General features: G+C 41.0%; 25 protein-coding genes and 1 tRNA gene. 10 read left to right on the top strand and 16 right to left on the bottom strand.

Features of this window, described 5'->3' with window-relative positions; translation table 11 throughout:
- Window positions 1–723 precede the first annotated feature (723 nt).
- A complete protein-coding gene (gene hxpB / locus NIAKO_RS22875) occupies window positions 724–1,380 on the bottom strand; it encodes a hexitol phosphatase HxpB (protein ID WP_014220826.1) in 657 nt (218 codons plus the stop codon).
- Between the two features lie 40 nt (window positions 1,381–1,420).
- Window positions 1,421–2,143, bottom strand: a complete 723-nt coding sequence (locus NIAKO_RS22870) for an SIMPL domain-containing protein (RefSeq protein ID WP_014220825.1) — start codon at window positions 2,141–2,143, stop codon at window positions 1,421–1,423.
- Window positions 2,144–2,277: 134 nt separating this feature from the next.
- On the opposite strand from NIAKO_RS22870, the gene NIAKO_RS22865 reads away from it, so the two are divergent.
- On the top strand, window positions 2,278–3,042 hold the full coding sequence (locus NIAKO_RS22865; RefSeq protein WP_014220824.1) for a lysophospholipid acyltransferase family protein: 765 nt from the start codon (window positions 2,278–2,280) through the stop codon (window positions 3,040–3,042).
- A 59-nt stretch (window positions 3,043–3,101) separates the two neighbouring features.
- On the opposite strand, the gene NIAKO_RS22860 is transcribed toward NIAKO_RS22865, so the two are convergent.
- Window positions 3,102–3,620, bottom strand: a complete 519-nt coding sequence (locus tag NIAKO_RS22860) for an acyl-CoA thioesterase (protein WP_014220823.1) — start codon at window positions 3,618–3,620, stop codon at window positions 3,102–3,104.
- A gap of 68 nt (window positions 3,621–3,688) precedes the next feature.
- On the bottom strand, window positions 3,689–4,789 hold the full coding sequence (locus NIAKO_RS22855; protein ID WP_014220822.1) for a mandelate racemase/muconate lactonizing enzyme family protein: 1,101 nt from the start codon (window positions 4,787–4,789) through the stop codon (window positions 3,689–3,691).
- A 254-nt stretch (window positions 4,790–5,043) separates the two neighbouring features.
- Here NIAKO_RS22855 and NIAKO_RS22850 point away from each other — a divergent pair, with 254 nt between their 5' ends.
- Complete coding sequence (locus NIAKO_RS22850) at window positions 5,044–6,264, top strand: proline dehydrogenase family protein (protein ID WP_014220821.1); 1,221 nt, start codon at window positions 5,044–5,046, stop codon at window positions 6,262–6,264.
- A 132-nt stretch (window positions 6,265–6,396) separates the two neighbouring features.
- Here the strand turns inward: NIAKO_RS22850 and NIAKO_RS22845 are convergent, their stop codons facing one another.
- On the bottom strand, window positions 6,397–7,254 hold the full coding sequence (locus tag NIAKO_RS22845; protein WP_014220820.1) for a dienelactone hydrolase family protein: 858 nt from the start codon (window positions 7,252–7,254) through the stop codon (window positions 6,397–6,399).
- An 82-nt stretch (window positions 7,255–7,336) separates the two neighbouring features.
- Here NIAKO_RS22845 and NIAKO_RS22840 point away from each other — a divergent pair.
- Window positions 7,337–7,411: transfer RNA gene (locus NIAKO_RS22840), tRNA-Val, on the top strand.
- 138 nt (window positions 7,412–7,549) lie between these two features.
- On the opposite strand, the gene NIAKO_RS22830 is transcribed toward NIAKO_RS22840, so the two are convergent.
- Entirely contained in the window at window positions 7,550–10,927 is a 3,378-nt protein-coding gene (locus NIAKO_RS22830) for a TOTE conflict system archaeo-eukaryotic primase domain-containing protein (RefSeq protein ID WP_049815589.1), read from the bottom strand.
- A 145-nt stretch (window positions 10,928–11,072) separates the two neighbouring features.
- Between NIAKO_RS22830 and NIAKO_RS22825 the strand changes: the two genes are divergently transcribed.
- Together NIAKO_RS22825 and NIAKO_RS22820 are read left to right on the top strand one after the other, a co-directional pair.
- On the top strand, window positions 11,073–11,723 hold the full coding sequence (locus tag NIAKO_RS22825; protein ID WP_014220818.1) for a putative polyvalent protein kinase domain-containing protein: 651 nt from the start codon (window positions 11,073–11,075) through the stop codon (window positions 11,721–11,723).
- A 452-nt stretch (window positions 11,724–12,175) separates the two neighbouring features.
- Window positions 12,176–12,619, top strand: coding sequence for a hypothetical protein (locus NIAKO_RS22820; protein ID WP_014220817.1), 444 nt, complete (start codon window positions 12,176–12,178; stop codon window positions 12,617–12,619).
- Window positions 12,620–13,068: 449 nt separating this feature from the next.
- Here the strand turns inward: NIAKO_RS22820 and NIAKO_RS22815 are convergent, their stop codons facing one another.
- A complete protein-coding gene (locus tag NIAKO_RS22815; protein ID WP_014220816.1) occupies window positions 13,069–15,006 on the bottom strand; it encodes a T9SS type A sorting domain-containing protein in 1,938 nt (645 codons plus the stop codon).
- A 363-nt stretch (window positions 15,007–15,369) separates the two neighbouring features.
- Here NIAKO_RS22815 and NIAKO_RS22810 point away from each other — a divergent pair, with 363 nt between their 5' ends.
- Together NIAKO_RS22810 and NIAKO_RS22805 are read left to right on the top strand one after the other, a co-directional pair.
- A complete protein-coding gene (locus NIAKO_RS22810; RefSeq protein WP_041347170.1) occupies window positions 15,370–15,774 on the top strand; it encodes an ABC transporter permease in 405 nt (134 codons plus the stop codon).
- A gap of 126 nt (window positions 15,775–15,900) precedes the next feature.
- Window positions 15,901–16,584: a DUF7151 family protein gene (locus tag NIAKO_RS22805; protein WP_014220815.1), complete on the top strand. Its 684-nt coding sequence runs from the start codon at window positions 15,901–15,903 to the stop codon at window positions 16,582–16,584.
- Between the two features lie 150 nt (window positions 16,585–16,734).
- Here the strand turns inward: NIAKO_RS22805 and NIAKO_RS22800 are convergent, their stop codons facing one another.
- A complete protein-coding gene (locus NIAKO_RS22800; protein ID WP_014220814.1) occupies window positions 16,735–17,094 on the bottom strand; it encodes a DoxX family protein in 360 nt (119 codons plus the stop codon).
- A gap of 475 nt (window positions 17,095–17,569) precedes the next feature.
- Between NIAKO_RS22800 and NIAKO_RS22795 the strand changes: the two genes are divergently transcribed.
- Window positions 17,570–17,932: a hypothetical protein gene (locus tag NIAKO_RS22795; RefSeq protein WP_014220813.1), complete on the top strand. Its 363-nt coding sequence runs from the start codon at window positions 17,570–17,572 to the stop codon at window positions 17,930–17,932.
- Here the strand turns inward: NIAKO_RS22795 and NIAKO_RS22790 are convergent.
- From NIAKO_RS22790 to NIAKO_RS22755, 8 genes are all read right to left on the bottom strand, one after another.
- Window positions 17,897–18,388 (bottom strand): nitroreductase family protein, encoded by a 492-nt coding sequence (locus NIAKO_RS22790; RefSeq protein ID WP_014220812.1) that lies wholly within the window; start codon window positions 18,386–18,388, stop codon window positions 17,897–17,899. The genes NIAKO_RS22795 and NIAKO_RS22790 overlap by 36 nt on opposite strands.
- The gene (locus NIAKO_RS22785) at window positions 18,385–19,020 is read right to left on the bottom strand and encodes a hypothetical protein (RefSeq protein ID WP_014220811.1); all 636 of its coding nucleotides are present in this window, start codon (window positions 19,018–19,020) and stop codon (window positions 18,385–18,387) included. The genes NIAKO_RS22790 and NIAKO_RS22785 overlap by 4 nt, the downstream gene beginning before the upstream one ends.
- Window positions 19,021–19,026: 6 nt before the next feature.
- Window positions 19,027–19,659 (bottom strand): hypothetical protein, encoded by a 633-nt coding sequence (locus tag NIAKO_RS37085; RefSeq protein ID WP_014220810.1) that lies wholly within the window; start codon window positions 19,657–19,659, stop codon window positions 19,027–19,029.
- A complete protein-coding gene (locus tag NIAKO_RS22775) occupies window positions 19,656–20,147 on the bottom strand; it encodes a hypothetical protein (protein WP_014220809.1) in 492 nt (163 codons plus the stop codon). The genes NIAKO_RS37085 and NIAKO_RS22775 overlap by 4 nt, the downstream gene beginning before the upstream one ends.
- Window positions 20,144–20,962: a hypothetical protein gene (locus NIAKO_RS22770; protein WP_014220808.1), complete on the bottom strand. Its 819-nt coding sequence runs from the start codon at window positions 20,960–20,962 to the stop codon at window positions 20,144–20,146. The genes NIAKO_RS22775 and NIAKO_RS22770 overlap by 4 nt, the downstream gene beginning before the upstream one ends.
- 306 nt (window positions 20,963–21,268) lie before the next feature.
- Window positions 21,269–21,607: an alpha/beta hydrolase gene (locus tag NIAKO_RS39800; protein ID WP_081195991.1), complete on the bottom strand. Its 339-nt coding sequence runs from the start codon at window positions 21,605–21,607 to the stop codon at window positions 21,269–21,271.
- The gene (locus NIAKO_RS39165; protein ID WP_014220807.1) at window positions 21,588–22,178 is read right to left on the bottom strand and encodes a hypothetical protein; all 591 of its coding nucleotides are present in this window, start codon (window positions 22,176–22,178) and stop codon (window positions 21,588–21,590) included. Before NIAKO_RS39165 ends, NIAKO_RS39800 begins: the two co-directional genes overlap by 20 nt.
- Window positions 22,179–22,250: 72 nt before the next feature.
- On the bottom strand, window positions 22,251–22,958 hold the full coding sequence (locus NIAKO_RS22755) for a DUF998 domain-containing protein (protein WP_014220806.1): 708 nt from the start codon (window positions 22,956–22,958) through the stop codon (window positions 22,251–22,253).
- A gap of 515 nt (window positions 22,959–23,473) precedes the next feature.
- On the opposite strand from NIAKO_RS22755, the gene NIAKO_RS22750 reads away from it, so the two are divergent.
- The gene (locus NIAKO_RS22750; RefSeq protein ID WP_014220805.1) at window positions 23,474–23,755 is read left to right on the top strand and encodes a hypothetical protein; all 282 of its coding nucleotides are present in this window, start codon (window positions 23,474–23,476) and stop codon (window positions 23,753–23,755) included.
- 482 nt (window positions 23,756–24,237) lie between these two features.
- The gene (locus tag NIAKO_RS22745; RefSeq protein ID WP_014220804.1) at window positions 24,238–24,927 is read left to right on the top strand and encodes a DUF3575 domain-containing protein; all 690 of its coding nucleotides are present in this window, start codon (window positions 24,238–24,240) and stop codon (window positions 24,925–24,927) included.
- Window positions 24,928–24,974 lie beyond the last annotated feature (47 nt).

Genomic DNA, 24,974 nt, shown 5'->3' with positions numbered 1-24,974 from the left:
AAATCGGCATACAAGCTTGCATAACAAAAATCGATGTTATATATTTATATCAGCAACTCAAACGGGAGATTCCACATTATAATAGCCAGTAACTTTTCCACTTATCCGGTTCATACAAATACAACCAGATCCCCAGTGTAGGGATAAATCAGAAATCGTAGTCCAATCAAGAAACCGTGCCAGATGAAGAAGCCAATCACTTCTTTATAATCCGACTGTATTTTCCAGGTTATTTACACGTTTCATTGCAGTGCATTAAGTGCTGTTTGTTTCCACCATTAATCAAAATCAATACAACTTTACGTACGATGATGTCTGTTACTGGTATAACCGGTTCAGCCTTCCTGTACTCAAACTTAATACATACAGGTTCATTTTGGGTAGTAACACTCAGCGGGGTGTTCCGGTCTTTACCGGGGCGTCCCGTTTGAGTTTTAGGAAGAAGGCAAAGGGCAAAAGAGGAAGGACAAAGTTGAAGTAAAGAAATGAAGAATGAAAAATGAGAAAGTAAAGTCAAGTTAACCAGAGAGTAAAGTCAGGCTTTCGGGGTTGTAAGGTAAGGTTAGTAGGTTCGTAAGTTATTAAGTTGTTAGTTTTGAGTTAGAGTTTGCCGCGACGAGTTTTTGTTTTTCACTACTGCCCACTGAATCCCGATAGCTATCGGGAGCCTACTGCCTTTCCTATCTGCCTGCCTGCTGCCGTTTGCCCAAAAGCCTTTTACGATTACAAAGTCTCCAAAACAGTCTGATTAAACTTTAACAACGATGACAACTTCCTGTCCGCAGCATTCCATCGCCCTTCGTGGTGAACGTGAGGGGCAGGGATTACCACGCATTTCATGCGGGCTGCTTTGGCGGCGATCATGCCATTGAAGGAATCTTCAAAACAAATACAGGTAGTGGATGGAACCTTTAGTAATTCGGCGCAATTCAGAAATACCTGGGGGTGTGGTTTGCCATAAGGGAGATGTTCGGCAGAGGTAACTGCGTTTAAGTACGGTAGAATTTTCAGTTTTTCAATCACCGCTTCAATTAACCGCATAGGAGAGGAGGAGGCCAGTCCGATCAGGTAACCATTGGTTTTAAAAAACTCCATGATGTATTGGACCCCTTCCATGGCATCGCCATGCGCTTTTATTTTGTCGAGCGCGGCCTGTTCAATGGTTTTGGCAGCTTCTTTTGCCTGCTCTTTATTGATGGAGAAATGGGTGAACCAGTAATCGATCCATTCGGGCGTACGTAAACCGGTGGTGAGGTTATATTGCTCGTCGGTAAGTGTTACTCCAAACTCTTGCAGGGTTTCAGCGCCTGCCTGCTGCCACAAGGGTTCAGAATCGATCAACAGGCCATCCATATCAAAAATTGCTGCGGAAAATTTCATGCCCGCAAAGATAAGAAAGAAGGATAAGGTTTATGGCCCACTATTTTATTTGGAACACTACGCTCATTTCCATGGTGAGTTTGATCTTTTTAAAATCAACGCCGGTATTATCATCGGACCCGGCATACAAACTTGAATTGAAAGAATTAGCAAATGCCAGCTGGTTCCTGCTATAATTAAATGTTACAGGCGCGGCGTCATTCTGGTTTTCGGTAATGGTCACTGCTACGCCCAATTGTTCCCCAACGGCTTCTGTAAGGTATTCAGCCTTTGCTTTAGCGGCTTTTATAGCCTGAATTTTTACCTGCTTGCGGTATTCCTGTATTTTGCTGTGCGACACCTGGGTAACATCAAAGCCTTGAGTAGCATTATCATCGAGCTTACTTACCAGTTCATCCATTTTTTTACTGCTGTTGAATTTTACCTGGTAAGAAATGGAGGCGTATAATTCGTCTTTGGCCTTTTTGTTCCAGGGTGATTTTGGATTATGCCCTTCATAGGCTGCGATGGTAATGGTGGAATCGGGCAGGCCAATACTTTTGCAGCTGTTTAGAAAATCGGTCTTTATTCTCTCGATGTCTATTTTGCCGGCGCCTTTCTTTTCATATTCCTTTAAGGTAACCACCACATAAATTTCATCGGGAATAATTTCCAGTTCGGCACTACCGGTAACATTGATGGTTTTGGGGAAAGGATTGGGCGTCTGGGCAAAGATGCCTGTTGTTAAAAGACACAAAACAACAATGGTAATAATTCTGTTCATGGTAATTATTTAATACCTGAAAGATGGAGGAAACTTTTAAATTACATAAACAGGTAAGCGCTGTAAATGACCAATAGCAGTTTATTAACATTTCCTTAATTTCGGTGTCAATTGACGTTTCAAAATATTGATGAATGAGTTCGTTTAGTGAACGGTTAAGACATTTCAAACTGGTACGAAAAATATTATACCCCATCATAGGCATTATAACCTGGCCAGGCCTGGTTATTTTTAATAAACTACAGATCAGGGGCACCGAGCATATTGCCAAACTGCCGCGGAAGAACGTGCTTTTTGTAAGCAATCACCAAACCTACTTTGCCGACGTTATTACCTTCCTGCATATCTTCTGCGCCGTGAAATGGCGTAAGAAGAATAAACTGGGCGTTCCCTATTATTTGTTGAACCCATTTACCAACGTATACTATGTGGCTGCCGAAGAAACCATGCGGGGCAGTTTTATCAGCCGCTTGTTTACCCTCGGTGGCGCTTTAACCGTTAAGCGGACCTGGCGTTCGGCTGGTACAGAGGTGCGCAAAGGACTGGACCCTTCAGACACCCGGAAAATAACCCGGGCGCTCGAAGGCAACTGGGTAATCACTTTTCCGCAGGGAACCACAACGCCCTTTGCCCCCGGCAGAAAAGGCACAGCGCATATTATAAAGCTCTGCAAGCCTATTGTTGTACCGGTGGTGATCAACGGTTTCTGGCGCGCTTTTAACAAGAAAGGATTGAAGTTTAAAAAGAAAGGCACCTTACTGACCGTAACGTTTAAGGAGCCGCTGCAAATAGATTATGAAGCGCCCACTGAAGTAATACTGGCGCAGGTGATGGATGCCATCGAGCAAAGCAAATCGTTTATGCTGAGAGGCCCACAGCACAGAAAACCAATTGGCTAATAGGCTAATGTGCGAATATGCTAATGAAAATAAAATCCCGCCATTGGCGGGATTTTATTTTATAATTTAAAGAGGGCCTTTAGTTCAGTAGCGTCATCAGGTTTCATTTTGCCACCAAGTATAAGGCGTACCTGTCTTCTGCGCAAAGCGCCCTCAAATAATTCCTTTTCTTCTTCCGATTCGGGGAGCAGGTTAGGTACTTTACGAGGCTTGCCATTAGGGTCCAGCGCCACAAAAGTAAAATAGGCCTCGTTGCTTTTGTATTTATACTGGTGCAGGGCATCTTCGCCCCAAACACTCATAAAGATCTCCATAGACGTATTAAAAGCCCGGGAAACCCTGGCCTGAATATGTACCGCGTTGCCCAGTTTTATGGGATTCTCGAAGCTGATATTATCAACGGAAGCTGTTACCACCGGTGTGCCGCAATGCTTCATAGCTGCCAGGGCAGCTGCAATATCCATCCAGTACATTAAACGTCCCCCCATTAAATTGCCAAACATATTGGTATCGTTGGGCAATACCAACTCAGTCATCGTGACTACGGATTCTTTGGCCGTTTTAGAAAACTGGTCCATGTAGTTTTTTGCGCAAAGATAGTAGGTAGAAGTTCAGGAAACGAGTGTATTCGTAAAAACCGGAATTTCTAAACTGTCACTTTTTCAAGGGTTTGTAAAAATGCTTCGTCGGCATCTGCACCAATGCCGGGTGTTTCGGGCACTTCCAGCAAAAAGCCTTTGTATTGCACGCCACCGGTAACAGGATCGGTTTTATGCCCCAGCATGCAGGTATCCATGTCGTAAAAAACAACATTATCGTGGGCCAGCGCAAAATGCGCAAAGGCCGACAGCGCTACCCGGCTTTCCAGCATGCCGCCCATCATATTGGGAATGTTATGCTCCCTGCATACGGCATGTATTTTTTGCGCTTCCCAAATGCCGCCCGATTTCGAGAATTTAATGTTTACATAGTCGCAGGCCCCGGCTGCAATTATACGTTTGGCATCGTGGTGGTCAAATACGCTTTCATCGGCCATGAGCTTTATAGGAGATTGTTTAACCAGCGCCGGTAATTTATCATCGTCCCAATACCGCATGGGCTGCTCGCAAAACTGAACGTTAAAAGAGCCCATATGGGTCAATGCAAAAAGGGCATCCTCATAACTCCAGCCCTGGTTGGCATCTATGCGCAGGCCAATGGCGGGACCTACCGCTTCGCGGATCTTCCGTACCCGTTCCACATCTTCTTTGGCGTTCTTCCCCAGTTTTATTTTAATAATGCGTACGCCCCGTTTTACAAAGTCAATGGCTTTGGCTGCCATTTGTTCGGGGGGATCGATACCTATGGTGAGATCGGTTTCCAGTTCCTTTTTGGCGGTGGTGCCCAGGAATTTGTATAAGGGTTGGCCTGCTGCTTTGGCAGCCAGATCGTACAGCGCCATATCGAAGGCGCTTTTAATGGTGGCGTTGAAGGCAGTGAAGCTATGTAAGTCCTGTAACCGTTCTTCAATAGCCGAAGCATCCTTGTTTTTCCAGAGGGCGGCAAAATCTTTCGCCATTTCAAAACAGGTAGCCTGGGTTTCCCCCACGATCATGGGGAATGCCGAGCATTCACCCACGCCATATAGGCCGGCATCGGTATGCACCCTGATGAAAATATTCTGGGCATAGTGCATGGTGCCGGTGGCAATGGTAAAGGGGTGCATGGGGATGCTGAACTTGTAGATATCGGTGTGGAGGATCTTCATAATGAGATGCAATTTACAAGGTTGTAGCCACAGGAAAAGCGGCAGAAGCCGGCAAACGGCAGACGGCAAACGGCAAATTGGGTACTCCGACTGGTGGTTTGTCTCGCGACTGTGCAGGTAGAACCGGCAATCGGCAATTCGCAATCCGCGTTCTTCGCCAGATCGGGGGGGTGTTAAATGTGGGGATTTATGATTCCGATACTAAGAAAATAATCGCTAAAGAATTATCTTCGCGCCTAACATTCGTTAGTTCTATGTCAAAAACCGCCGTAGCTGTATCTTTTGATAATACTGAAAACGCATTCGCATACAAATCAGACAAGGAGTTAAAAAAAGCCCATTTCCTGTTTTCGAGCATGGGCTACCAGGCCCTGGTAAAAATGGGCACCAGACTGACTCCCTGGGCCATTAAAGCCGGACTTCCCATCAAAAATCTGATCCGCAACACCATATTTGAGCAATTTGTAGGGGGCGAAACACTGGAGGAAACCGCCCATGTGGCCGCCAAACTAAAACAATTCAATGTGCAGGTGATCCTGGATTATGGGGTAGAAGGAATGGAAGGAGAGGAAAATTTTGATCATGGCACCGATGAGTTCATCAAGGTGATCGAATATGCCGCTACACAACCCAATATTCCCTTAATGAGTGTGAAGGTAACCGGCCTGGCACGGTTTGCCCTGTTGGAGAAACTGGATGCAGCCGCCACCACTAAAAGCGGGTTTGAAGGAAAAGTGCATACCGAAGAATTGACTGCTGCTGAAAAAGGCGAGTGGCAACGCGTTGAACAACGCATCATTCGCATTTGTGAAGCCGCTGCCGCCAAAGGAATAGGCGTTTTGATAGATGCCGAGGAAAGCTGGATCCAGGACCCCGTGGATGCCCTAACCATGCAAATGATGGAGAAATTTAACCGGAAGAGAACGGTGATCTACAATACCATTCAATTGTACCGGCACGACCGCCTGCAATTTCTGAAAGACAGTTTTGCATCAGCACAACAAAAAGGGTTTATCCTGGGCGCTAAACTGGTACGTGGCGCCTATATGGAAAAAGAACGCAAGCGGGCTACCGCCATGAACTATTCGTCGCCCATTCAACCCAATAAAAAAGCAACCGACCGCGACTATAATGCAGCCCTGGAGTTTTGTGTTGATTACCTGGAACACATTGCATTGATAGTTGCTTCGCACAACGAGTTCAGCAATTTGTATACAACCGAGCTGCTCGATAAAAAAGGAATTCCGCATAATCATCCACACGTTCACTTTTCGCAACTGTATGGCATGAGCGATAATATCACTTTCAACCTCGCGAAAAATTCCTTCCGCGTAAGCAAGTATTTGCCTTTTGGACCCATTAAAGATGTGACCCCTTACCTGATGCGCCGTGCGCAGGAGAATTCGTCGGTATCGGGGCAGACGGGAAGGGAGTTGGGGTTGATTAAGAAGGAGCTTGAAAGAAGGAAGTCTTAAGAAATGAAAAATTAGAAATGAAGAATGAGGAATGATAAAGGGAAATGCGGGTTGATAGAGTTGACAAAGTTGATAGCGTTGATAAAGGACGCATAAAGTAAGAAGCAGGAGGTAAGAAAGTTAACCTGTTAACTATTTGAGTGTTTCCCCAAAGAGCTTCAGTGTTCGCTCCCACGCTAATTTGGCCGCAGCTGCATTATAACGGGTAGGGGCTGTGTCGTTATTAAAGGCATGATTGGCGCCTTCGTACATGTACAACTCGTATTTGGTGCCTGCTTTTTTCAGGGCTTCTTCATAAGCAGGAATGCCGGCATCGATACGCTCATCCAGTGAGCCATAATGTAATTGCACAGCCGCTTTTATTTTTGGTACATCTGCTGCATCGGGCTGACGGCCGTAATAAGCAACAGCGGCTTTCAGGTCGGGCACATGAACGGCCAACTGGTTGGCCATACCGCCACCCCAGCAAAAACCTACACAGCCGGTTTTACCATTGCAATCTTCCCTTGTTTTCAGATAGTCGAAAGCCTTTATATAGTTGTTGAGGTTCTTTTGTGCATCCAGTTTACCGATCTTGTCACGCGCTTCATCCTCATTGGTGGGCGTACCGCCAACAGGCGACAACGCATCAGGAGCCAGGGCCAGGTAACCGGCCAGGGCCACGCGGCGGGTAATGTCTTCAATATGCGGGTTCAGTCCGCGGTTTTCGTGAATAACCACCACCGCGCCATACTTCCCTTTTTCCTTAGGTTTGGCCACATACCCCTTCATCGTGCAATCATCGCCGGGGTAGGCGATCCGTTCGGTGGTAATGCGGTCATCCTGCGGCGGCACAGTTTGTGCATGGGCATAGTTTACTTCCAGCATGGGCAATACAGCCAGCGCTGCAGCCAGGCTGCCGGTAAGTTTGGTAAGCCGGCGAATGAATTCATCGCGACCTAGTGGAACATGGGTATACTCGTCGAATAGGTTGATTATTTCCTGGTTCATAAAATGGCTTGAATGATGAAGTGCTTTCCTAAAGGTAATAAATTTGGGGAAGGCGGTCTACTGTTTTACCTTCGGCCTTTCCGGACTGCTAGCTCAGTTGGTTTAGAGCACTACTTTGACAGAGTAGGGGTCACTGGTTCGAGTCCAGTGCAGTCCACGAAATTGTAAAACCCGCTCCTGTAGCGGGTTTGTGTGTTAATGAAATCAAATTGTTCTTTTGAAAATTCTTTATGGATTTAGAATGAACTGTTTACTGGTTCGAATCCGGTAGTATTGGTTAATATTTAATGCATTGCTATATTAATCGTTGCTCTAAAAAGCCTTTCCAAACGACAAAACCTTTCTGGGCAGCGGAATAATCATGCATTATCCTACTAAAGTTTGTGTGATCCCTATTAAGATAATCCTGTTTGCCTGTATTCTTAATTTCATTTAGCACATCTTCGATTTCACTCAGCCCGTTTCGCAAGGCATCCATTGTTTTTTCAAAATGCCATACATAAGTAGCTTCTTCACTATTTAGTGTCTCCCATACAATGTGATATTTCATTTCGCCCTGTAATAGAAACAGGAATGAAAACGGCTGTAATACAAATCTTATTTTTAACACCGATGAAAGGTGTTGTGCGGCGAGGAATTTAAGATGCTGGTAATGTTTTGAGTCTTTTACACTTAAGATATCATCAATTAAATCCTTGTCGGATTTAAACATCTTTTTTAATAAGGGTTGGGTTAGCAATGTGTCGCTTGTATGTAGCATTGAGCTTTCATCATTATTTGTTTTAAATGGCAGAATTCTCTTTTTTACAAATTCAAAACGAACACTATCAATAATGCTGCTATTTATTTTATTGATGTCTTCCGAAGAGGCAGTTGCAGATAATATCTGATTTTCGTTGTAACGAATTTCAATTTCAGTGGTGATCAGTTTTTTCTTCAGAATTTTTATAAAGTAGTCTTTGACCGCTTCAAACTCGGGTCGTATATCCGGATTTTCAATTTCAAATTTGATATCATGGTTTAGTTCTTCAATAAATATGCTAAAGGCTACGCATGCATTTGAGAATTGAATCATTGGAAAAGGTACTTTCATGATTTTCTTAACTACCCATTCAGCCGGTTTCGTTATTGTTTTAAAAGATTGCTGTGAATCATTGTCGTTGGGTTGTTCAAATACTTTTTGGGGTGAAGTAAATCTCTTTAGTTCAACAGCATGTAATAGCCTGGCTGTATCAAGAGAACGAAATCTTATTTTATCGATAGGCTGAAATTGCAGGGAAATTTGATTGCCGGTGTTGATTTGCGGATTAGCTGCATAGTCTATTATTTCAGCCCTGATTTCACTATTTTCCTCGTCATATTTCAGCACTCTTATTTTCCATGCGACCTCTGTTTTGAACTTTTCTACTTGTATAGGGAGATCAAGTTGGTCTATTTGTAATATAGTAGCATCCGTATTTATGAAAACTTTATCCTCATTGAAAATCAATATCAATTCATCCAATCGATGTATTTCCCCTGTTTGTAATAGCTTTTGATAATACCGGCTTCTTTGCTTGAACAGTTTTTCTAAATAATCGACATGTATGTCCCTGTAATCATAAATAACCGGAATGGCTTCTGAGCGTTGTACCCGGCCAAGATATTGAATCATTTTTCCCTCAAATGAAAATGGATATGCCAGCACTAAACAATCCAAGCTTGGTATATCTGCACCTTCACCCAAAAATTGACCCGTAGAAATTAGTACCTGAAAATTTCCGGAGTTGATTTGGCTGAACTTGGTTTTCTTTGCCGATTCGGGATCTTCACCTGAAATAGTAATGACCTCAAATTTAGTTTTGAGGTATTGGTAGAGTGTTTGGATATGTGCCTTACGTTCAGTTAATACCAAGGCATTTTTCCCGGTCTTTACTTCGCTTATGATATCGTCTATAATAAGGCGGTTCCTTGATGAATCGTGAATAAGTATCTGGAGCAATGTCTCTGCCTTGTCAGGCTTGTAATCAAATGGAACCAGTAATTCCGTTTCCCGAATTATTATCGAAACTTTTTTGACAGGAGTATTGTTTTGGGTGGGTAATTTCATTTCATGAATTACCTCCCCAATATGAATGAATATTAATTTTTCATCATTATTCTTTCTTATGGGCGTAGCTGTTAATCCATACAAATAATAGCAGTGGAAATTTGAAATTACTTGTCTGAATGTTTTCGCAGGCACATGATGGCATTCGTCGATAATTATGGTGCCAAAGGATTTAAAAATATCATCGGATGCATTTATACCTGCAACACTTTGAATCATGGCAACGGTTATATGTGCGCCTGTTTTTTGTTGCCCTTGTACAATTTTGCCAATGAAGGGTTCTGCAATTCCCAAAAATGACTGAATCCGTTCAATCCACTGGTCAAAAAGCTGTTTGCGATGAACAATTATCAATGCAGGTTGCTTTTTTTGAGCAATAATTGATAAACCAATAACGGTTTTCCCTGAACCGGGCGGGGCTACAATAATTCCCATCTCTTTTTTTGTTGCGGTATCAACCGCCGCCTGCTGATAATCATATAAAGATCCTTTGAATGAATACTTTACTTCCGTAAGTTTTTTTCGTTCGTCATTTAGTTGGTATTGGATGCGCTTTTCTTTGCAATAGAGAAGTAATTCTCTAATAAATCCTCTTGGAATAAATACATGACCATCTTTTTCTTCAAGCATTCTGAAATAGGCTTCTGTGCCAAATGTATTTTTACCCAGCTTCTTTTTTATGATATATTCAGAATTAACGAAGTTGAGGCTATCTCTTAAAAAGTTTACGAGGCCAGGATTTAATTGGACGCGTGGAATTTTAATATTGTTGTTTAACGTGATTTGGAGGATTCCAGGGTTTGATGGAACAGTTTGTATGAGAGTTTTATCGGAGCCTATAATTGAATTGTATACATCTTCCAATTGCCGGATACTCACTTTCTTTATGGTTTGTAAAAATGACCATTGGTCTGGATAAGACATATAACTAACCGGATCTATAAAACAGGAATTATCATTCTCCAGTGGTTTCTTTTGTAAGGGCAAAGCGATCAGATTGCCTATTCCTTTGCCGGAATGTGAATCCTGATTAGGGAATAACCGGTCATAATTTGAATTTTTATCGAATGGAGAAATGATGCCTGTGGATTCCAGCATGTGAAGCATGATCTTCCTGCTTTTAAAAGCAGAATAAGTGTTTTCAAAAAATAGCCATACATGGCCTCCTCTTCCGCTTCTGGAGCGTTCAAGATATACAGGCAGCTTATATTTTTCACAGGTGTCTATAAATTTCTTCACTTCATCCTGCCAGCTTATTTTTCCAGATTCGGTTTCATCAAAATCGGCCGTTATGAACCAGGAGGAATTATCTGGCAAAAGCGGATAAAGACCAATCACCTCTTTGCCTGACAAGTGATTCAATAATCTTTTTTCAGTTAACGGTGAATAGGACTTATTGGCGAAGTCCTTAAGCGTACCGCCATTTGCTTTATGAATGGCCAATTCCTCCCAATTCAAATCATAAGCAGGCATATAACCACTACGACCATCTTTTTCCCAGCGTATAGCAAACACATCTTGCCTGCCTTTGAAAAGAGACCTGAAAACATGCAATGATTCATTCGACAATGGTGTAATCATCATTTAGTTCGTAAATGCTTTTCGGCTAAATTTAATGTAAACTATCTATTTGCTCTTAAGTGGTTGTTATTGCTTGTTAAGTTTTTGATTTTTAATAGATTAAATGCTGTTTTGTTTGTTTTAGCCGATTTTTCTTATTATTGCCTAAATGATCTCAGATGAAATCCGTCAAAAACTTCAAAATATCGTTAGAGGAGATGTCCTTGAAGGGCAAAAAGATCATTGCACAGCAATCAGAAATCTCCTTTGCCAAAGCTTTGGCTCAAATCCAACTATTAAAAAGGAATTCGAAAGTCGCTCAATTGTCAAAGAAGAACAGGCTCGCTTCATAAAAGCTTACGCTGAAGATAAAAGACTTTGGATGCAATCCTTGCCAGCAGGTTCTCAGTATCTGACGGAGGGAGGAGAGTCTAAAATTTATCTGGCCCCAGATCAATTGCATGTTATTAAAAATAATGATGCGGTGTACTATGCCACTTGGCTTGAATACTTTAACAGCCTGGTAATACATAATCTGTTGTTTCCAAATACTGCTTATGAACTTGTCGGTTTTACTATGGGCAAAGAAGGAGAACTTCGAGCTGTAGTTCTCCAACGTTTCATTGAAGGGGAGCAAGCTGACCTAGCCGACATTAAAGATCATTTAATTTTTAATGGATTTGCACACACCAAGCGCCAGGATTACTTTAATACGGAGTTTGGGTTGATATTAGAAGATATGCATGATGAAAATGTAATAGCCAGAAATGATGTACTCTTCTTTATTGATACCGTCTTTTACATCACCGAAAGAAAATAAATCTCATGAAACGATTGATATTGCAGTAATTTTATCTATCAATTGCTTTTCAATCTTCATACGCTTAAATAATTCCTTTAATTGGTTCGACAATCTGCCAGTCCACTTTTTTGTAAAGCCTTGCATTGCAGGGTTTCATTTTTCTGGTTCGAATTCGGAAGTATTTCGTGTAAAAAAATATCTGCTAAATCTCTCTATATAGATTACTAAAAGACCAGGCAAATGTCTTAATTGGAAAATATTTGGGAATGGTGGTTTGTTTTGATACTTGCCCATTGCAACCTACGGATGAAGAGTGTAGTTATTTAATTCATTATAGGGGACTGATAAGAATCATGTTCATATGAATTCAGGTCATAGTTCGGAGAAAGAAGGGAGATTAGTTTTGTGATGGAGGACTTGAAAGTAATATATTAAAACTACTACAGGTAATAATATCAAAATACGACCATATGAATTCCTTACCAGTATTTGCTAAATTTTTGCCATTGAAAAAGGTGCTGCAATCGGTATTGTTGTCAGGTATTATATTGTTACTGCTGAGCGCCCTAATGTTCTTTGCTGGCGCCAAGTTCTTACCTGGTGTTACGCAGCAATACATGAGTAGTGTATTTAGATCTGCAGGTAAAACAGATTGGATGTTTTATGCTCATCCGTTTATTGTAAGCATTGCGCTGAAATGGTTTTGGGAGCGGTATAAGACGATTCTTAAAGGCTCTTTATTTTTGAAGGCAGTGGAAATGTCGTTGGTATATGGCATTGTGGCGCTGATACCCGTATTATGGCTTACTTTTAGTGCAATCGATGTATCGTTTTCCATGGTAATTACCTGGCTATTTTATGGGTTGGTGCAGGCCTTTGCTGCCGGAATCATATTTGCAAAGCTTAATCCATAAACAGTTTAGGTGTTCAAATTTATATATCAAATGTTTAACAGTATCTGCATGAACGAATGGATATTGACAATCAGTTGGCTGAATAACGACTGTATAAATCCGCTTAGGGGCTTTGGTGTTAAGTTTACATAACCTAAAAAGGGATCTTTAAAAGCGGTCACTTCTTGGCTCACCTAATTACTCCATTATTGGATAGTTGAACCCAACCCTAAAAAGTCTCGCAGGAAAAGGGAATTTTTATTTTGAGGTTATCCCCCAGCATGCGACGAACCTTTCGAAATTGAAAGGCTTACGTCGATGGTTATCTTTTCAACTTATCTTACCTGGCAAATTAATTTCATGACTGATAATAATACAAGAATTCCAGATTGCCTGCTGACTACCGCGTAGGTATTTAAAAAGCCGGAAACTACAGTCGCTTCCGGCTTTGAACCTATGAGAATTATCTTTTATTGAATCATCACTTTACCTATTTGCTCAGTAGCACCATCGATGGTTATTTTAAACATGTATAAGCCCGGTTTTAAAGGGCTGCTTGGTATTACACTGATGATGTTGTTGGTTGGTTTACCTATGGTTGTATAAATAAGCTGACCGGTAAGATCGGTAATAGTTACCACCTGTGTTTTATTGCTGTTTTCGCCTGCCACGCGAATATTGAAATGATCATGAGCAGGGTTCGGATAAGCAACCGGTATATTCGATAATGCCGACAAGTTTAAAGAAGCAATCGACGAGTAAATTGTTTTTGTGGGCAGGTTACCGCTTACTTCAAGACGGTAATAACTTGTGCCGGCTATCATATTGGGATCGGTAAAAGTATAGTTCGTTGTTCCAGTGGTATTGCCGGTACCTTTTACTGAGCCAATAGTGGCAAAGTTGAAGCCATCTGTTGAACGCTGAACATTATAGGTTACGTTTATATCATCGGCGCTTGTCCAGTTCAATACTGCTTTGCTGTTTATTTTTTCTGCTGCGAAATAGATCAGTTGAACGGGTAATACCGTACCAATGCCTGCAATAACACCTGAAGTACTGGTTCCGCTGCCGTTACCTGCCCTGGTGGCGCCGCTTGCACTGCTGTTTAAACCACCTGTTCCTGGAGTTGTGGTTGAAGTTATATTAGCATTAGGTACAGCTCCGGCAAAAAGTATAGCACCCTGTCCGCCACCGCCGCCGCCGCCATGCGTATCGGTGCTGGCTACACTTCCTCCATTGCCGCCATTGGCCTGAAAGTTGAGCGGACAAGAAGAGGGAACACTATATGAACCTGACTGTATAAGAATAGTGCCGCCTGCACCTGCACCACCGGCGCCGTCATTTCCTGTACCCGTAGTATTGCTGGCGGAACTGCCATTGGCAGAAATAGTTATTGATGATGTACAACTGGTAGTAACAGCAGCGGCTCTTATAAAAATAATGCCTCCTCCATAGCCGCCGTTGGTTTGCGTACCGTTATTACCCTGTCCGCCACCTCCGCCGCCGCCCATAAATACACGGGTGCCGGTAGCTAAATAACTGCTCAGTGCTACACCTCCAAGGCCACCTGCCACATCAGTACCGGTGCAGGTCCAGCCAGGGCCTCCACTGCCGCCGTTAGAGTAGTTGCCACCGCCTGCGCCGCCTGCATTATCGTCGCTACCGCCGCCGCCGCCGGTGATCAGCCTGCCTCGACCTGTTGTATACCCTGTTGTATTTACATAAATGCCTTCGCCTTTGGTTGCATAGTTGGTATTTGCACTGGCGTATACAGTAGGCTCGCAACTGCTTTCATAGTTGTCAGATGCAGCGCCTCCGGCGAAACCCTGCCCATTGGCAGTAATCGAATTTTTTAATGTTAAAGTGCCGCCAACCTGGAACGCAACTACACCACCATAGCCATTGGTAGAGTTCCAGCTTACCGCCGTAATAGCAGTGGTAGTAGCATAATTTCCGGTGCTTAGGCTCTGAAAGCTCACTACCTGCACACTGCTGTTGGTACCAATGGTAAAAGTGGCTGGCAATGCGGTAGTTTTGATGTACATGCCGGTCCCTGTGGTTTTTAATGCGGTGATGGTAGCTATCTGGTAATAACCGGCATTCACAATAGCTGAAAGGTTGCCAAAAGTGGGGGTGTTACCGGTATTGCTTCCAATAACATTATCCTGCATTTGTATTACAATTACCTGTTCACCTACAGCAAACGTGTGGTACGCCTGGCTGATATTACTGATCGACAGGGTGGTGATGCCCGAAGCAGTAGCAATAGCGGTAACCTTCGCATAGGCGTTTATCTGTGCATGAAGGGGTGCTGTAAATAAGGTGAAAAGTAAAAGTGTAAGCGTAATCTTTAATGGTACACATCCAACATAGGATGCAGTACCGTATAAGCGGTAGAATTTTTTCATCGGTACGGGATTTATTGGGTATTCTATTGGAAGATTGCAGCAACAAAGTAATGCAAATAATTATGTAATTCACACTATTGTTTTTCAACTATGTATATACGTTGTTGATAGTAGATTATAAATTAATACTATGATTTATTTATTCCTGGAAAATTACTAAGATCGAAGAAATGCTTGCTGGTACTACATTTGGGTTGTATTATAATTTTATGAGGGTTGTGCTCGTACAAGGCACATAAAAATTAAAACGCAAAACAACTGATTGGGAATTATGGAAAAATAGCAGCCCAGGACTTTTCATTTGATAACTTTTTACCAGGGGCCGGGTTTAAGGGCAGTTATATAGATGAAAATATTGACCGGTTGTATCGCTCCGAACAGTCATTGGCAAATTTGTTGACGCTGGGGGCCACTATTTCTGTTCTATTGTCTTGTATGGGTTTGTTTGGCATGGTATCGTTGGTCATTAAGCGGCGCACCAAAGAAATCGGCATACGCAAAGTGTTGGGGGCAAGTGTTGGCAGCGTGCTGGTACTGATAAATAAGGAATTTGTTAAGCCAATAGTTATTGCTTTTTTACTGGCCACGCCTATCGCCTGGTGGTCAACTCATATTTGGCTGCAAAATTATTCATGGCGAATTTCTATCCAATGGTGGATGTTTGTTTTAACAGGTGTGCTTACCCTCCTGATTGCTATTTGTACCGTCAGTTTTCAATCAATAAAAATAGCTATTGTAAATCCGGTCAATAGTTTGAAGAATGAATAGCTAATGTCACCATTAACTATGAACCATACTACTAAGAGTAAATAACGAATTATTCATATCCAATTATTACTAAAAAGAAGTCTCATTTATTATTCCACTTTTGCGCGAAATCAATTTGTGTACTTTATGAAAATGAAGATTTTTTCTTTAATGTTTTTATGTTCGACGACCCTTATTCTGTTCAGTTGCTCCAAAGATGGTTCAAATGGAAAAGACGGTAAAACGGCTTTAACCAGAACTACAAAAGAGCCGGCAGGTGCAAATTGCACCTATGGAGGCACAAAATTCGAAACAGGGATAGATGCCAATAATAACGGAACACTGGAAGACAACGAGGTTACAACCACTCAAACAAAGTATGTATGCAGCGGGGCCGGTGCTATTTATTCTTCCTGGATCAAGGTGAACGTGTCGGATACAGCAAAAAAACTGGACGAAGAGCAAATATTTAATTATAAGCAGTTATTACCTGCAACCGCATTAACTGCTGATATCGTGAATAAAGGAATCGTTTTGATGTATTATAAAAACAGGAATGGTGTAATTGTTTCTGTAGATAAAGACTATGAGAATCAAATAAGAGAGACTGATACTACCGGAGGCGTTTTTTACTTTTCTCCAGGGTTTGTATTCAAAGAAAATTACCTGTCCTATTTAGTAACAAGTTGGTATAATAAAGATCAAATTAATGGTAGCGGATCGGCCATCCGGTATGTGCTGATCCCTGGTATGGTTCAGGGCCGTAGCATTACAGACCTGAAGAAGCTGCCTTACACCGAAATAGCCAAATTATACAATATCACGGATTAGGAAAAGTACGGTTTTACGGTTTACGGAAACAAAATCGCTCGTCTTGCTAAAGCATAGACGGGCGGTTTTATTTAATACAGTAACTGTAAACGGTTCGATTTCTTTTTCATTTTGCTAAGAAGATCGTGCATACGCAACAGACAGCAGGTGCTACAGGCCGTATTCATATTTCCTTACATACCTGATACATAAGAGGATCAAAACGAAATCAACCCCAACAAATATTAATCTGGACACAGGATCATGGCTGCAGGCATGTGCTATAAAAGCTGAAACCATGCAAATACAGAAGCCTGCATAGATCCACTCTTTCACATATCTGCCTGTTTGCGGCATCAGTAATAAAATGCCGCCAATACATTTGGCCGTTACCAATTCTATTCGGAAGTAATCAGGAAAGCCTAATTGTCGCAGGTAAGCGGCATGCGAATAAGAATAGTATGCACTAAAAAATATAAACAAACTGATAAATACTTTGGCCAACCAGTAACGCGTCTTTTTTCCTTTCATGCTTTGTGTTTATTTTAAATACAAATTTGATAAACACTGGGCGCATGCAAACGTGATAAAGGTCACAAAGTTATGTATGAGCAAAATAAAGAACCCTGGATCACGGGCGGGCAGTACCGGTAATATTTTTGTATCTTTTAGTTCTTAAACTACGCGTATGAAAGGGTATATCCTGGTCACTGGTTCCTGCTTTCTCATTATGGCAGCCTGTAAACAGGCAAAGCATGATGACATCGCCGCCCGTTAACTGCCTTGTCACAGCCTTACTGCATAGTGGTTTTCTACACTTTGGGTATGAACGATATTTTATCTATTAATTGTTTTAAACTATGAATACGCTTAAAGAAATCCTTTAATTGGTTCTCGTCTATACACAGTCATCTGCTATAACCTAAATTTAATTGCCATCAATATTTTGGGGTTTAGGAATCGGATTTGCCTTGTTTTCATATTTTGCCGTGATTAATCAATAATTATGAGTAGAAGCGAAAAAATGAAGTACTTCAAGAGTAAGCCCTCACTCTTTTCACTAACAGATTATGCCACACGTTTAGAGCAGATAATAGAAAAGCAACCTGAAGGGGTTGCCTTGGCCACCTTAAATAATCTTATTCAGCGTGATCGTTCGATTTTATACGAAATGACTGCCCGGTTTGTTCCCATGGGAACAACTGCCGAAATAGTAGCTTTTTTACAGGCTTTTATTGCTGAAGAAAAGGATGGCAATAACATAATAAGTGAAGAGGGTGAGAACGCTGTTGAAAAGATCGCTAATGCTTTTCTAGAACGAGGAAGCAAGTTACTATTTAACAAACCAGTCAACCGGTCGTCTGAGTGAAACAGAACCAGGGTAATTATTTACATACCCTGTTCGTAACAAGAACTGTATTTTATCCGTAATGCCAATTGATTGATTTATGACTTGCCTTGTTTGCGCTTCTTCAAGTATTTGTGTCATGGGATGTAATGCGATTCCTTTCTGTCTCACTTTCAAAAAAAGTCTTTGCATACGCCTGCCTGTTTCAACCAGATCAGAAACTGAAGTATCATTACCCACAATCCAATGATAAGGTTCAATGTATTTTACGACCCAGGGCTGAGTATTATGACCACTTGGTGTCAGGGATGCAAGCCATAAGATCTCTCTTTCAACTGGACGAAGGGGAGACTTTTTGGATAAATATGGTTTAATATCTTTCCTGATAAAATTTTGCTTGTCACTCAGGAGATAATATACTCCTCCGGCGACCAAAACAGAGCCTCCTGCTATACCTAAAAATTTTCTCCTGTTCATGCTCTTCTTGTTTTATAGTTCTTCCTTAACATAATTGCAAGCATAAGCATTGCAAGAGGTGCCGTAATTCCCCAGGGAAAACCAAGAAAAAGCAGACTTTCTGAATAGGTCGGGTAGAAATATACGAATGTGATCAGTGGCGTTACAAAGGCATTTGCCAAAAACGAAATTCTAACCCATTTCTGAAAACCTTGTTTCTCAAATACAGGAATAGCGATTAGCATTGCTAATCCCATAAAAATGTATCCTAATGCATCGAAGTCCCAAAATAAAGAATGAGGTGTTTGTTCAAGAATGCGAATTTTATCTGCTGCGCCTTTTTGTTTCATGGGTATAACTGTTGCCAATTGAACAACATAATTTGCCGTAACAAATACAGAATAGATAATAGAAAAGATAAGAGCGGCATGGCTCCAGAACTTTTTTTCGTCTGCTGTTGCATAATGAAATGCAAGAATTTCAAGAACAAATGGGATAACAATGCAAAGTGAGGTTCCGTATATCAAAATTTCGTCCAATGGATAATCAAGAACGCCAATCACCTGCAATACCTGAACAAGAACATAAGCTGTTGTTGAGGCAAAGGCAAAAAGTCCTGCCCAAAACCCAATTTTATAAATTGTTTTATTCAAAGCAATTTAAATTGATCTTTCTTTTATCAGTTTGCTTTCCACTCTCTTCTTGATTCCCATGATCATTCCCCGCTGCATGATACAGTGTGCCCAACTGAACCAAACCTTTTCCATTATCCATTTAAAACTCCAGCGTTTTGGCATTTTGAACTGTTGCCTTGTAATAATCCTTGAGGTATTTTCATTGATTGAATCAATATAGACTCCCATCATCCAGTCCGCATCCTTTCCCTTCCATACAAAGGCCTTGCCCGGTTCAACAATAGTCACTATCCATCCCGGCATACCTTTCTTTTCAGCAGCTTGGCAAACACCTTCGTTATATCCAGGTTGTGTGTCCTGCCATTCATGATGAATGCGATCAGCATTGTGTAGTTTGCAGCCAAAAATATTTTCAAGCCATGTATAAGAGTAGAAACCGGCTTTGTGTACACCCATTTGAACAACCCACGGCCAGATTTGTGAAGGTGAAGCATTAATAGTATCTGTCAGCGTATTTTTATAATCCTTATCTACTACCAATTCATCACCGGGCAATGTTCGATTAAACTCGTCTTTTGTAGCTCCCCAATGCATTAACCAGGGAAGAATGAAGAAATTATACACTGCGACTATAATCAGAAGAATTACTATCGTCATACAGTTCTTGATTTAAAATTGATCCAGAAATAGTTATTTGCTCTATTTCTCAGAATAAGATACAACGCAAATGAAGCAATGATTGAAAAAGGAAATGCAGATCCTACACCCAATGGTGCAATGGCTAGCAGGAAAATAATTGCGCCGATGGCTCCCGTTTTCAAAACCGAGCCTTTGAGCAGCATAGATACAGCGATCAAGGCCTGGCAAATAGCAATGAAACCAACAATTTCAGTCACATGCCTGCTAAACCAACCACGGATAAATTGCTTGTATATATCGAGAAAGCTAAGATCGGCGTACTCTATGTAGAATTGTGGATTGTGCAAAGCAGTCGTCCAATTAATCCAGCTTGCCCAGCTAAACAAAAGGAAGAACATTAGCCTTGCGATTCTCGGTTGTTTCCATGCTGCCCAAAGTATCAACAATGCCACCACGTTGGAAATAATATACATGAGCAGGTAGGTTTGATTTTCGAAACCTTTCATGTTGTTTTGATTTTAACCTGTTTAATATTCCATAAAAGAAGTACAAAACTCATCAGGCTAGGAACTGCCATCATTATTGCTACCAACAGGCTTGATTCAAGCCCTTTTTGCTTCATCATGAAGGCCAGCCATCCAATCGTGATATTCATCAGAACAAGAAATGTCAGTATAATTATTGTAAAAAGAAACCCTCTCGGCTTTCCACTCAGGATCCACAAGCCCGTTATGAAAATTCCGGGGAGTAGGACAGAAAGGTCAATAACCTGAACAGGGTTGGTCATCAAGCCGGTTTCTATCAGTTCCTTTGGGGCTGTATTCTTAATTATTCCTGGAATAACCTTGGAAAGCCACAGGAGATAAAATGATAGTGAAAGAACAATTAAAAAGATTCCGGTTATTCTGGTGACGGCGGTTTTCTTAATACCGATAATAAACGGGCTTTTAATCCTGCGATAAATAAACCAGGCCAATGAATAAAAGGAGAGGCCAAGTATTAAACAATAAACTACAAACAACCGGTTGAAATGAATATCAAAGCTAAAAATGATGAAAGTATAAAGTATATATACTATTACTCCCGCCCACAACAAGCCCCCAACATAATTATTTCTATAATCAAGTATTGCAGTAATAATCAATACAGGCACGATCATAAAAAGATCGATCATATCCTGGCCCACAGATTGTACTTGCCAGTTAAATGTTTCCTTTGCATAAAACCCGGGAGTAGACATGCCAATACTGCTTGCTCCTGCTATCAATATCGATAACAGTATTGATAATGATAAAATAATCTTGCCGCTGCCATTATCCATTTTTACAGCATTAGAATTTTATTCCCTTTTTTTCATTTCTTCTGCCAGCTTTCCCGAAATTTTTCTGCACCCGCAATGTTTCTGCTGTTCGGGATGCCACTTTACTCTTTGCTCAAAGCCTGGATTCTTTGGCATTGGGTGAGCTTTATGCCAAGCCGCAATTAACTTTGAAGTCCTGGATTTTATAGAAAAAATTATTTCTAAAAAGTTAGTAATATTCCAAAGTTGATAAAATGACCTGGGTCACCTCAAAAGATGAGAAAGGACAAGATTTTGGTGAAAATCGCCACCGTTGTCCCTTTGCGACTACACCGATCCTGGTTTCTGTTGTTCTTCTTTAGCTTTCTGTTTTCCTGCCATTAGCGCAAGAAAGCGTTCTACATCATAAAATGCGTTATGTGCTGAGGGAGATATTTTGGGGAGTATGAGGTCAAAAGCGTGGTCAGTCTGTGGCAAAATATGCATGACGGTTTGAACTTTTTCCTCTGCCAAGCGCTTACACAAAACGCGGGTTGCTTTTACCGGAGCCATTGTGTCGTCTTCACCATGTATTAGCAACGTGGGTGGGCAGTGCGTATTTACATGAGTGACGGGTGAGAAAAAAGCGTAGATGTCCGGGCATTCATCAGGATGCCCGCCCAACACTGAAGAAAGGGCGAGTACCTAAATCTTTGTCGAGCATATACCATGCGGCGCCATGCAGATAAATAAAAGCCAGACCTGAAGGCGTAATGGTGGGGTGCGGCTGCCACATATCACATAAAAGTTTTCGGTCGGTGCCGGGGATAAGTACAAACGCAATGTTTTGTTCCAGACGTGGATTAGACACGACGGGTAATCGTAATACGGTACGTCTGGGAAGAAAATGTTTTTTTAGTCCGGTGCCTATATGATTTTCCCAATACGAGCCAAAAACTTTTTCAAAGCTGGTTGAAGAATCGGCTGGGCGGGAAACTAAATATATATGAATTATATAAATAAGAAAATCATAAATACCAATCACACCGATCAAGGCCGAATCGGTCACCAGTCCCACAACAATGCTCAGTACACCAATTAAAGCAAGCAACGGTGATAGCGCAGAAACATACAGTTTTAAAAACCATAAAGCTGGTGCAGGCCAACTCAACCGAATAAAAACCAGAACACTCATCAGTGCAGCCAACGAGGCTGAAACAGCAGCAGGAATTTGAATGATTAATTTGATAGTGTCCATCTGAGTTGTTCTGACTATTTTTTAAAAAAGTGAATAATAAATCTCCAGATACTTATCAATTGAATTAGTGAATTAAATTGTATGTTTTATTTTAGACGGTTGTTCGTTAAGCATCACTTTCTTTCTTCGAGCATCATTATTGTCAATAATTAATGAGCCTTCTCTTTTTTCTGCCCGCAAGAGAACAATTGCAAGCACTACAATCCAGAATAAGAAAATGCCAATGTTGATACGCTCCCAAATCCCTATCCACGGTGTGGGCTGGTTGGCTGAAATTTTAGGACCATCGATTCCTGTCATTGCACCTGCACCGATGAGGATTACCAGGGTGATAATGGAATACAAACGGAATCGCTTCCCCAATGCGGCAGCGCCGAATACTATTGCAAGCATCATAAGCGGAACAGTCACTATTGTAAAAACAATGTGCAGCGTGTCGGTCAGCGTACCCCCGCCAGAAGCTAAAACCTCCCTTTGGTGCATTGGCGGCCAGAAGAAGCCAATGACTGAATTAACAATGAATATAATTCCTACTATCCGAAGACGATGGTTTATACCAGCAGATTGCCAGACACCCAATCCAAAAGCAATCATAAGTAATGAATATGGAACCATCAGAGTCACCCATAACTGTCTTGTTGGCGTGCCTATTGCGGACAATTCGCTTACTGTTTGAGACACAGTACTATAACCGTCATATTGCGAGGCGCAAATGATATTTGCAGCTACATAAAGCACCGAAGAAAGGATGCCGCAAATGAGAAATATCTTTCGGGTCATTTATTTAATGATTGGTATGTCTACAAAGAAAAACTCCTTAACTATGGCGAACAATGACTCCTGTCATTAATCGATATGATAATACGTAGTATCGAATTTTCAAATTGGAGAATTTATTGCTTATGTGAGTTTTAGGTAACATTGATCCTTTACAGTCTTATTACATAATGGTTTCCTAAACTTTTGAGATGATCGGTATTTTATATATCAATTGCTTTTCAATATATGTACGATTAAATAATTCTTTTAATTGGTTCGACAATCTGCCGGCGGACTCCACAATTATTGTAAAACCCGCTCCAGTAGCGGGTTTTTGCGTTTTTCGTACTACATAACGTTATCCGAATTATTGCCAGGCTTAATTTCTCCTTCCCGTTTAATATTTCGGATTTCCTGAATGATACCTAAATATCTTTGATAGTTCCGATTCAGATATATTCAACTGTATTTCTGGCTCAAATTTGAGTATTATTGGGCTTAATAAGTCCGATTTTTGAGCTTAAATACCACTTCCTATGGCATTAATATTTTTAGGTCAATCAACGTGTGCCCTTTGCGGTCAGCTTCTTATGCCTGGTGAACAAGTGAAAGGCTTGCCTGCAATATCTAACACAATCCATTCTTTATACAAATATTTTGACAGCGGCTTCCATTTGCAATGCTTCCAAAACCGGGATAAAAAAGAAGAAGCTTTGATTCTTATTAAAGAAAAAAAGCAAAAGTTCAAGAGCTCAGAATATTTTAAGGAGATGGCTGCAAAGTATGGGATACCAAAATGGCTGGAAGAAGATGACTAAAAACTCAGGACAAGCGCTGATGCGTATAGGTTTGGGTGAAATAGAAGCTGAATATTTTACATTTAAGCACCGGACTGAAATAAATCAATACAAAGTAAATGAATCATATTCCTGAAGATTACACGATATTAGCGTGAAGATCCACCAGCGCCTACAGGCGATTATAGACCGATACCCGGGAAATGGTTGCTGCGAATGATTCGCTGGCCATTGAATGGAATAACAGGCAATTAAAACAGGAAACACCGATGCCAAAGACAATCAGGCTAATTTGCAGGAGGACACAATTTTTTGCCCAGATAACTTGCCAGACCTGTGAAATGAACGTGAAGCTGAAATGATATCTATATATCATTTATTTTTTACAAATGCAATATCAAAACTTTGTGAACCAGTAGCGTGTCATGAACACCTAAATGGTCAACTCTAAGCACCCGGGCCAATAATTCATTATTTTAGCCATTCATACCCCTTATTGGCAAATGCGAATCTCATTTATTATACCCTTTCTTTTAGCAAGCCAGTTTTGCCTGGCGCAAACCGATACAACTATAATCGATAATAAAATATGTATTAAAATAAATCCTTTAGCCTTTATCGATACATATGGCGGCTGTTCATACAGGCTGGGAGCAGAATTTAAAGTAACTCACAATATTGCATTTTCCTTTGAATTGGGTAAATATTATGATTATGGCTTAGGTCAAAAAAGTTTAATGATACACCCTAATGGCTTTATTATCAGACCTGAAATAAAATACTATCTTAATAAATACAAATTATCAACAGGGAAGTATGTATCCCTTGATGTTTTTTATAAAAAGATCAATTTCGATCATAAGGATAGTATTAGTTTGCCATCGACCCCAATTTTTGAAAAACAATATACAATCTGGAAAGACATTTATGGCATAAATGCTAAGTACGGATATTTAATTGTTCATAAAAAGAAATTTGTTTTTGAATGGTATGTTGGTGGAGGCTTCAGATGTATAAAGGGCCACAATTCTTTATCATCAGATGAAGATAAACATGTTTTAACCGGAGATGGGCATGGAGGTTACGCGGATGAGGGACAAAGGATAATAAAAGGAGTATGGCCAAATATAATGCTTGGATTTAAGATTGGTTATTCGGTTAAAAGCAAAGGATTTAAACTGGTCAAGGGTTAAATGATTTTGTTCAATAGGATGTAGTTGCAGGACTAATACGCTTAAAA

It is taken from the genome of Niastella koreensis GR20-10 (assembly GCF_000246855.1).
GTDB lineage: Bacteria > Bacteroidota > Bacteroidia > Chitinophagales > Chitinophagaceae > Niastella > Niastella koreensis.
The sequence above is the reverse complement of the archived record's forward strand: the minus strand, read 5'-3'. Positions and strand labels throughout refer to the sequence as shown.

Bases quoted from the DNA above. Each gene is read 5' to 3' on its own strand.
- hxpB (WP_014220826.1), bottom strand. From the start codon at position 1,380: ATGAAATTTTCCGCAGCAATTTTTGATATGGATGGCCTGTTGATCGAT.
- NIAKO_RS22870 (WP_014220825.1), bottom strand. From the start codon at position 2,143: ATGAACAGAATTATTACCATTGTTGTTTTGTGTCTTTTAACAACAGGC.
- NIAKO_RS22865 (WP_014220824.1), top strand. From the start codon at position 2,278: ATGAGTTCGTTTAGTGAACGGTTAAGACATTTCAAACTGGTACGAAAA.
- NIAKO_RS22860 (WP_014220823.1), bottom strand. From the start codon at position 3,620: ATGGACCAGTTTTCTAAAACGGCCAAAGAATCCGTAGTCACGATGACT.
- NIAKO_RS22855 (WP_014220822.1), bottom strand. From the start codon at position 4,789: ATGAAGATCCTCCACACCGATATCTACAAGTTCAGCATCCCCATGCAC.
- NIAKO_RS22850 (WP_014220821.1), top strand. From the start codon at position 5,044: ATGTCAAAAACCGCCGTAGCTGTATCTTTTGATAATACTGAAAACGCA.
- NIAKO_RS22845 (WP_014220820.1), bottom strand. From the start codon at position 7,254: ATGAACCAGGAAATAATCAACCTATTCGACGAGTATACCCATGTTCCA.
- NIAKO_RS22830 (WP_049815589.1), bottom strand. From the start codon at position 10,927: ATGATGATTACACCATTGTCGAATGAATCATTGCATGTTTTCAGGTCT.
- NIAKO_RS22825 (WP_014220818.1), top strand. From the start codon at position 11,073: ATGATCTCAGATGAAATCCGTCAAAAACTTCAAAATATCGTTAGAGGA.
- NIAKO_RS22820 (WP_014220817.1), top strand. From the start codon at position 12,176: ATGAATTCCTTACCAGTATTTGCTAAATTTTTGCCATTGAAAAAGGTG.
- NIAKO_RS22815 (WP_014220816.1), bottom strand. From the start codon at position 15,006: ATGAAAAAATTCTACCGCTTATACGGTACTGCATCCTATGTTGGATGT.
- NIAKO_RS22805 (WP_014220815.1), top strand. From the start codon at position 15,901: ATGAAAATGAAGATTTTTTCTTTAATGTTTTTATGTTCGACGACCCTT.
- NIAKO_RS22800 (WP_014220814.1), bottom strand. From the start codon at position 17,094: ATGAAAGGAAAAAAGACGCGTTACTGGTTGGCCAAAGTATTTATCAGT.
- NIAKO_RS22795 (WP_014220813.1), top strand. From the start codon at position 17,570: ATGAGTAGAAGCGAAAAAATGAAGTACTTCAAGAGTAAGCCCTCACTC.
- NIAKO_RS22790 (WP_014220812.1), bottom strand. From the start codon at position 18,388: ATGAACAGGAGAAAATTTTTAGGTATAGCAGGAGGCTCTGTTTTGGTC.
- NIAKO_RS37085 (WP_014220810.1), bottom strand. From the start codon at position 19,659: ATGACGATAGTAATTCTTCTGATTATAGTCGCAGTGTATAATTTCTTC.
- NIAKO_RS22775 (WP_014220809.1), bottom strand. From the start codon at position 20,147: ATGAAAGGTTTCGAAAATCAAACCTACCTGCTCATGTATATTATTTCC.
- NIAKO_RS22770 (WP_014220808.1), bottom strand. From the start codon at position 20,962: ATGGATAATGGCAGCGGCAAGATTATTTTATCATTATCAATACTGTTA.
- NIAKO_RS39165 (WP_014220807.1), bottom strand. From the start codon at position 22,178: ATGGACACTATCAAATTAATCATTCAAATTCCTGCTGCTGTTTCAGCC.
- NIAKO_RS22755 (WP_014220806.1), bottom strand. From the start codon at position 22,958: ATGACCCGAAAGATATTTCTCATTTGCGGCATCCTTTCTTCGGTGCTT.
- NIAKO_RS22750 (WP_014220805.1), top strand. From the start codon at position 23,474: ATGGCATTAATATTTTTAGGTCAATCAACGTGTGCCCTTTGCGGTCAG.
- NIAKO_RS22745 (WP_014220804.1), top strand. From the start codon at position 24,238: ATGCGAATCTCATTTATTATACCCTTTCTTTTAGCAAGCCAGTTTTGC.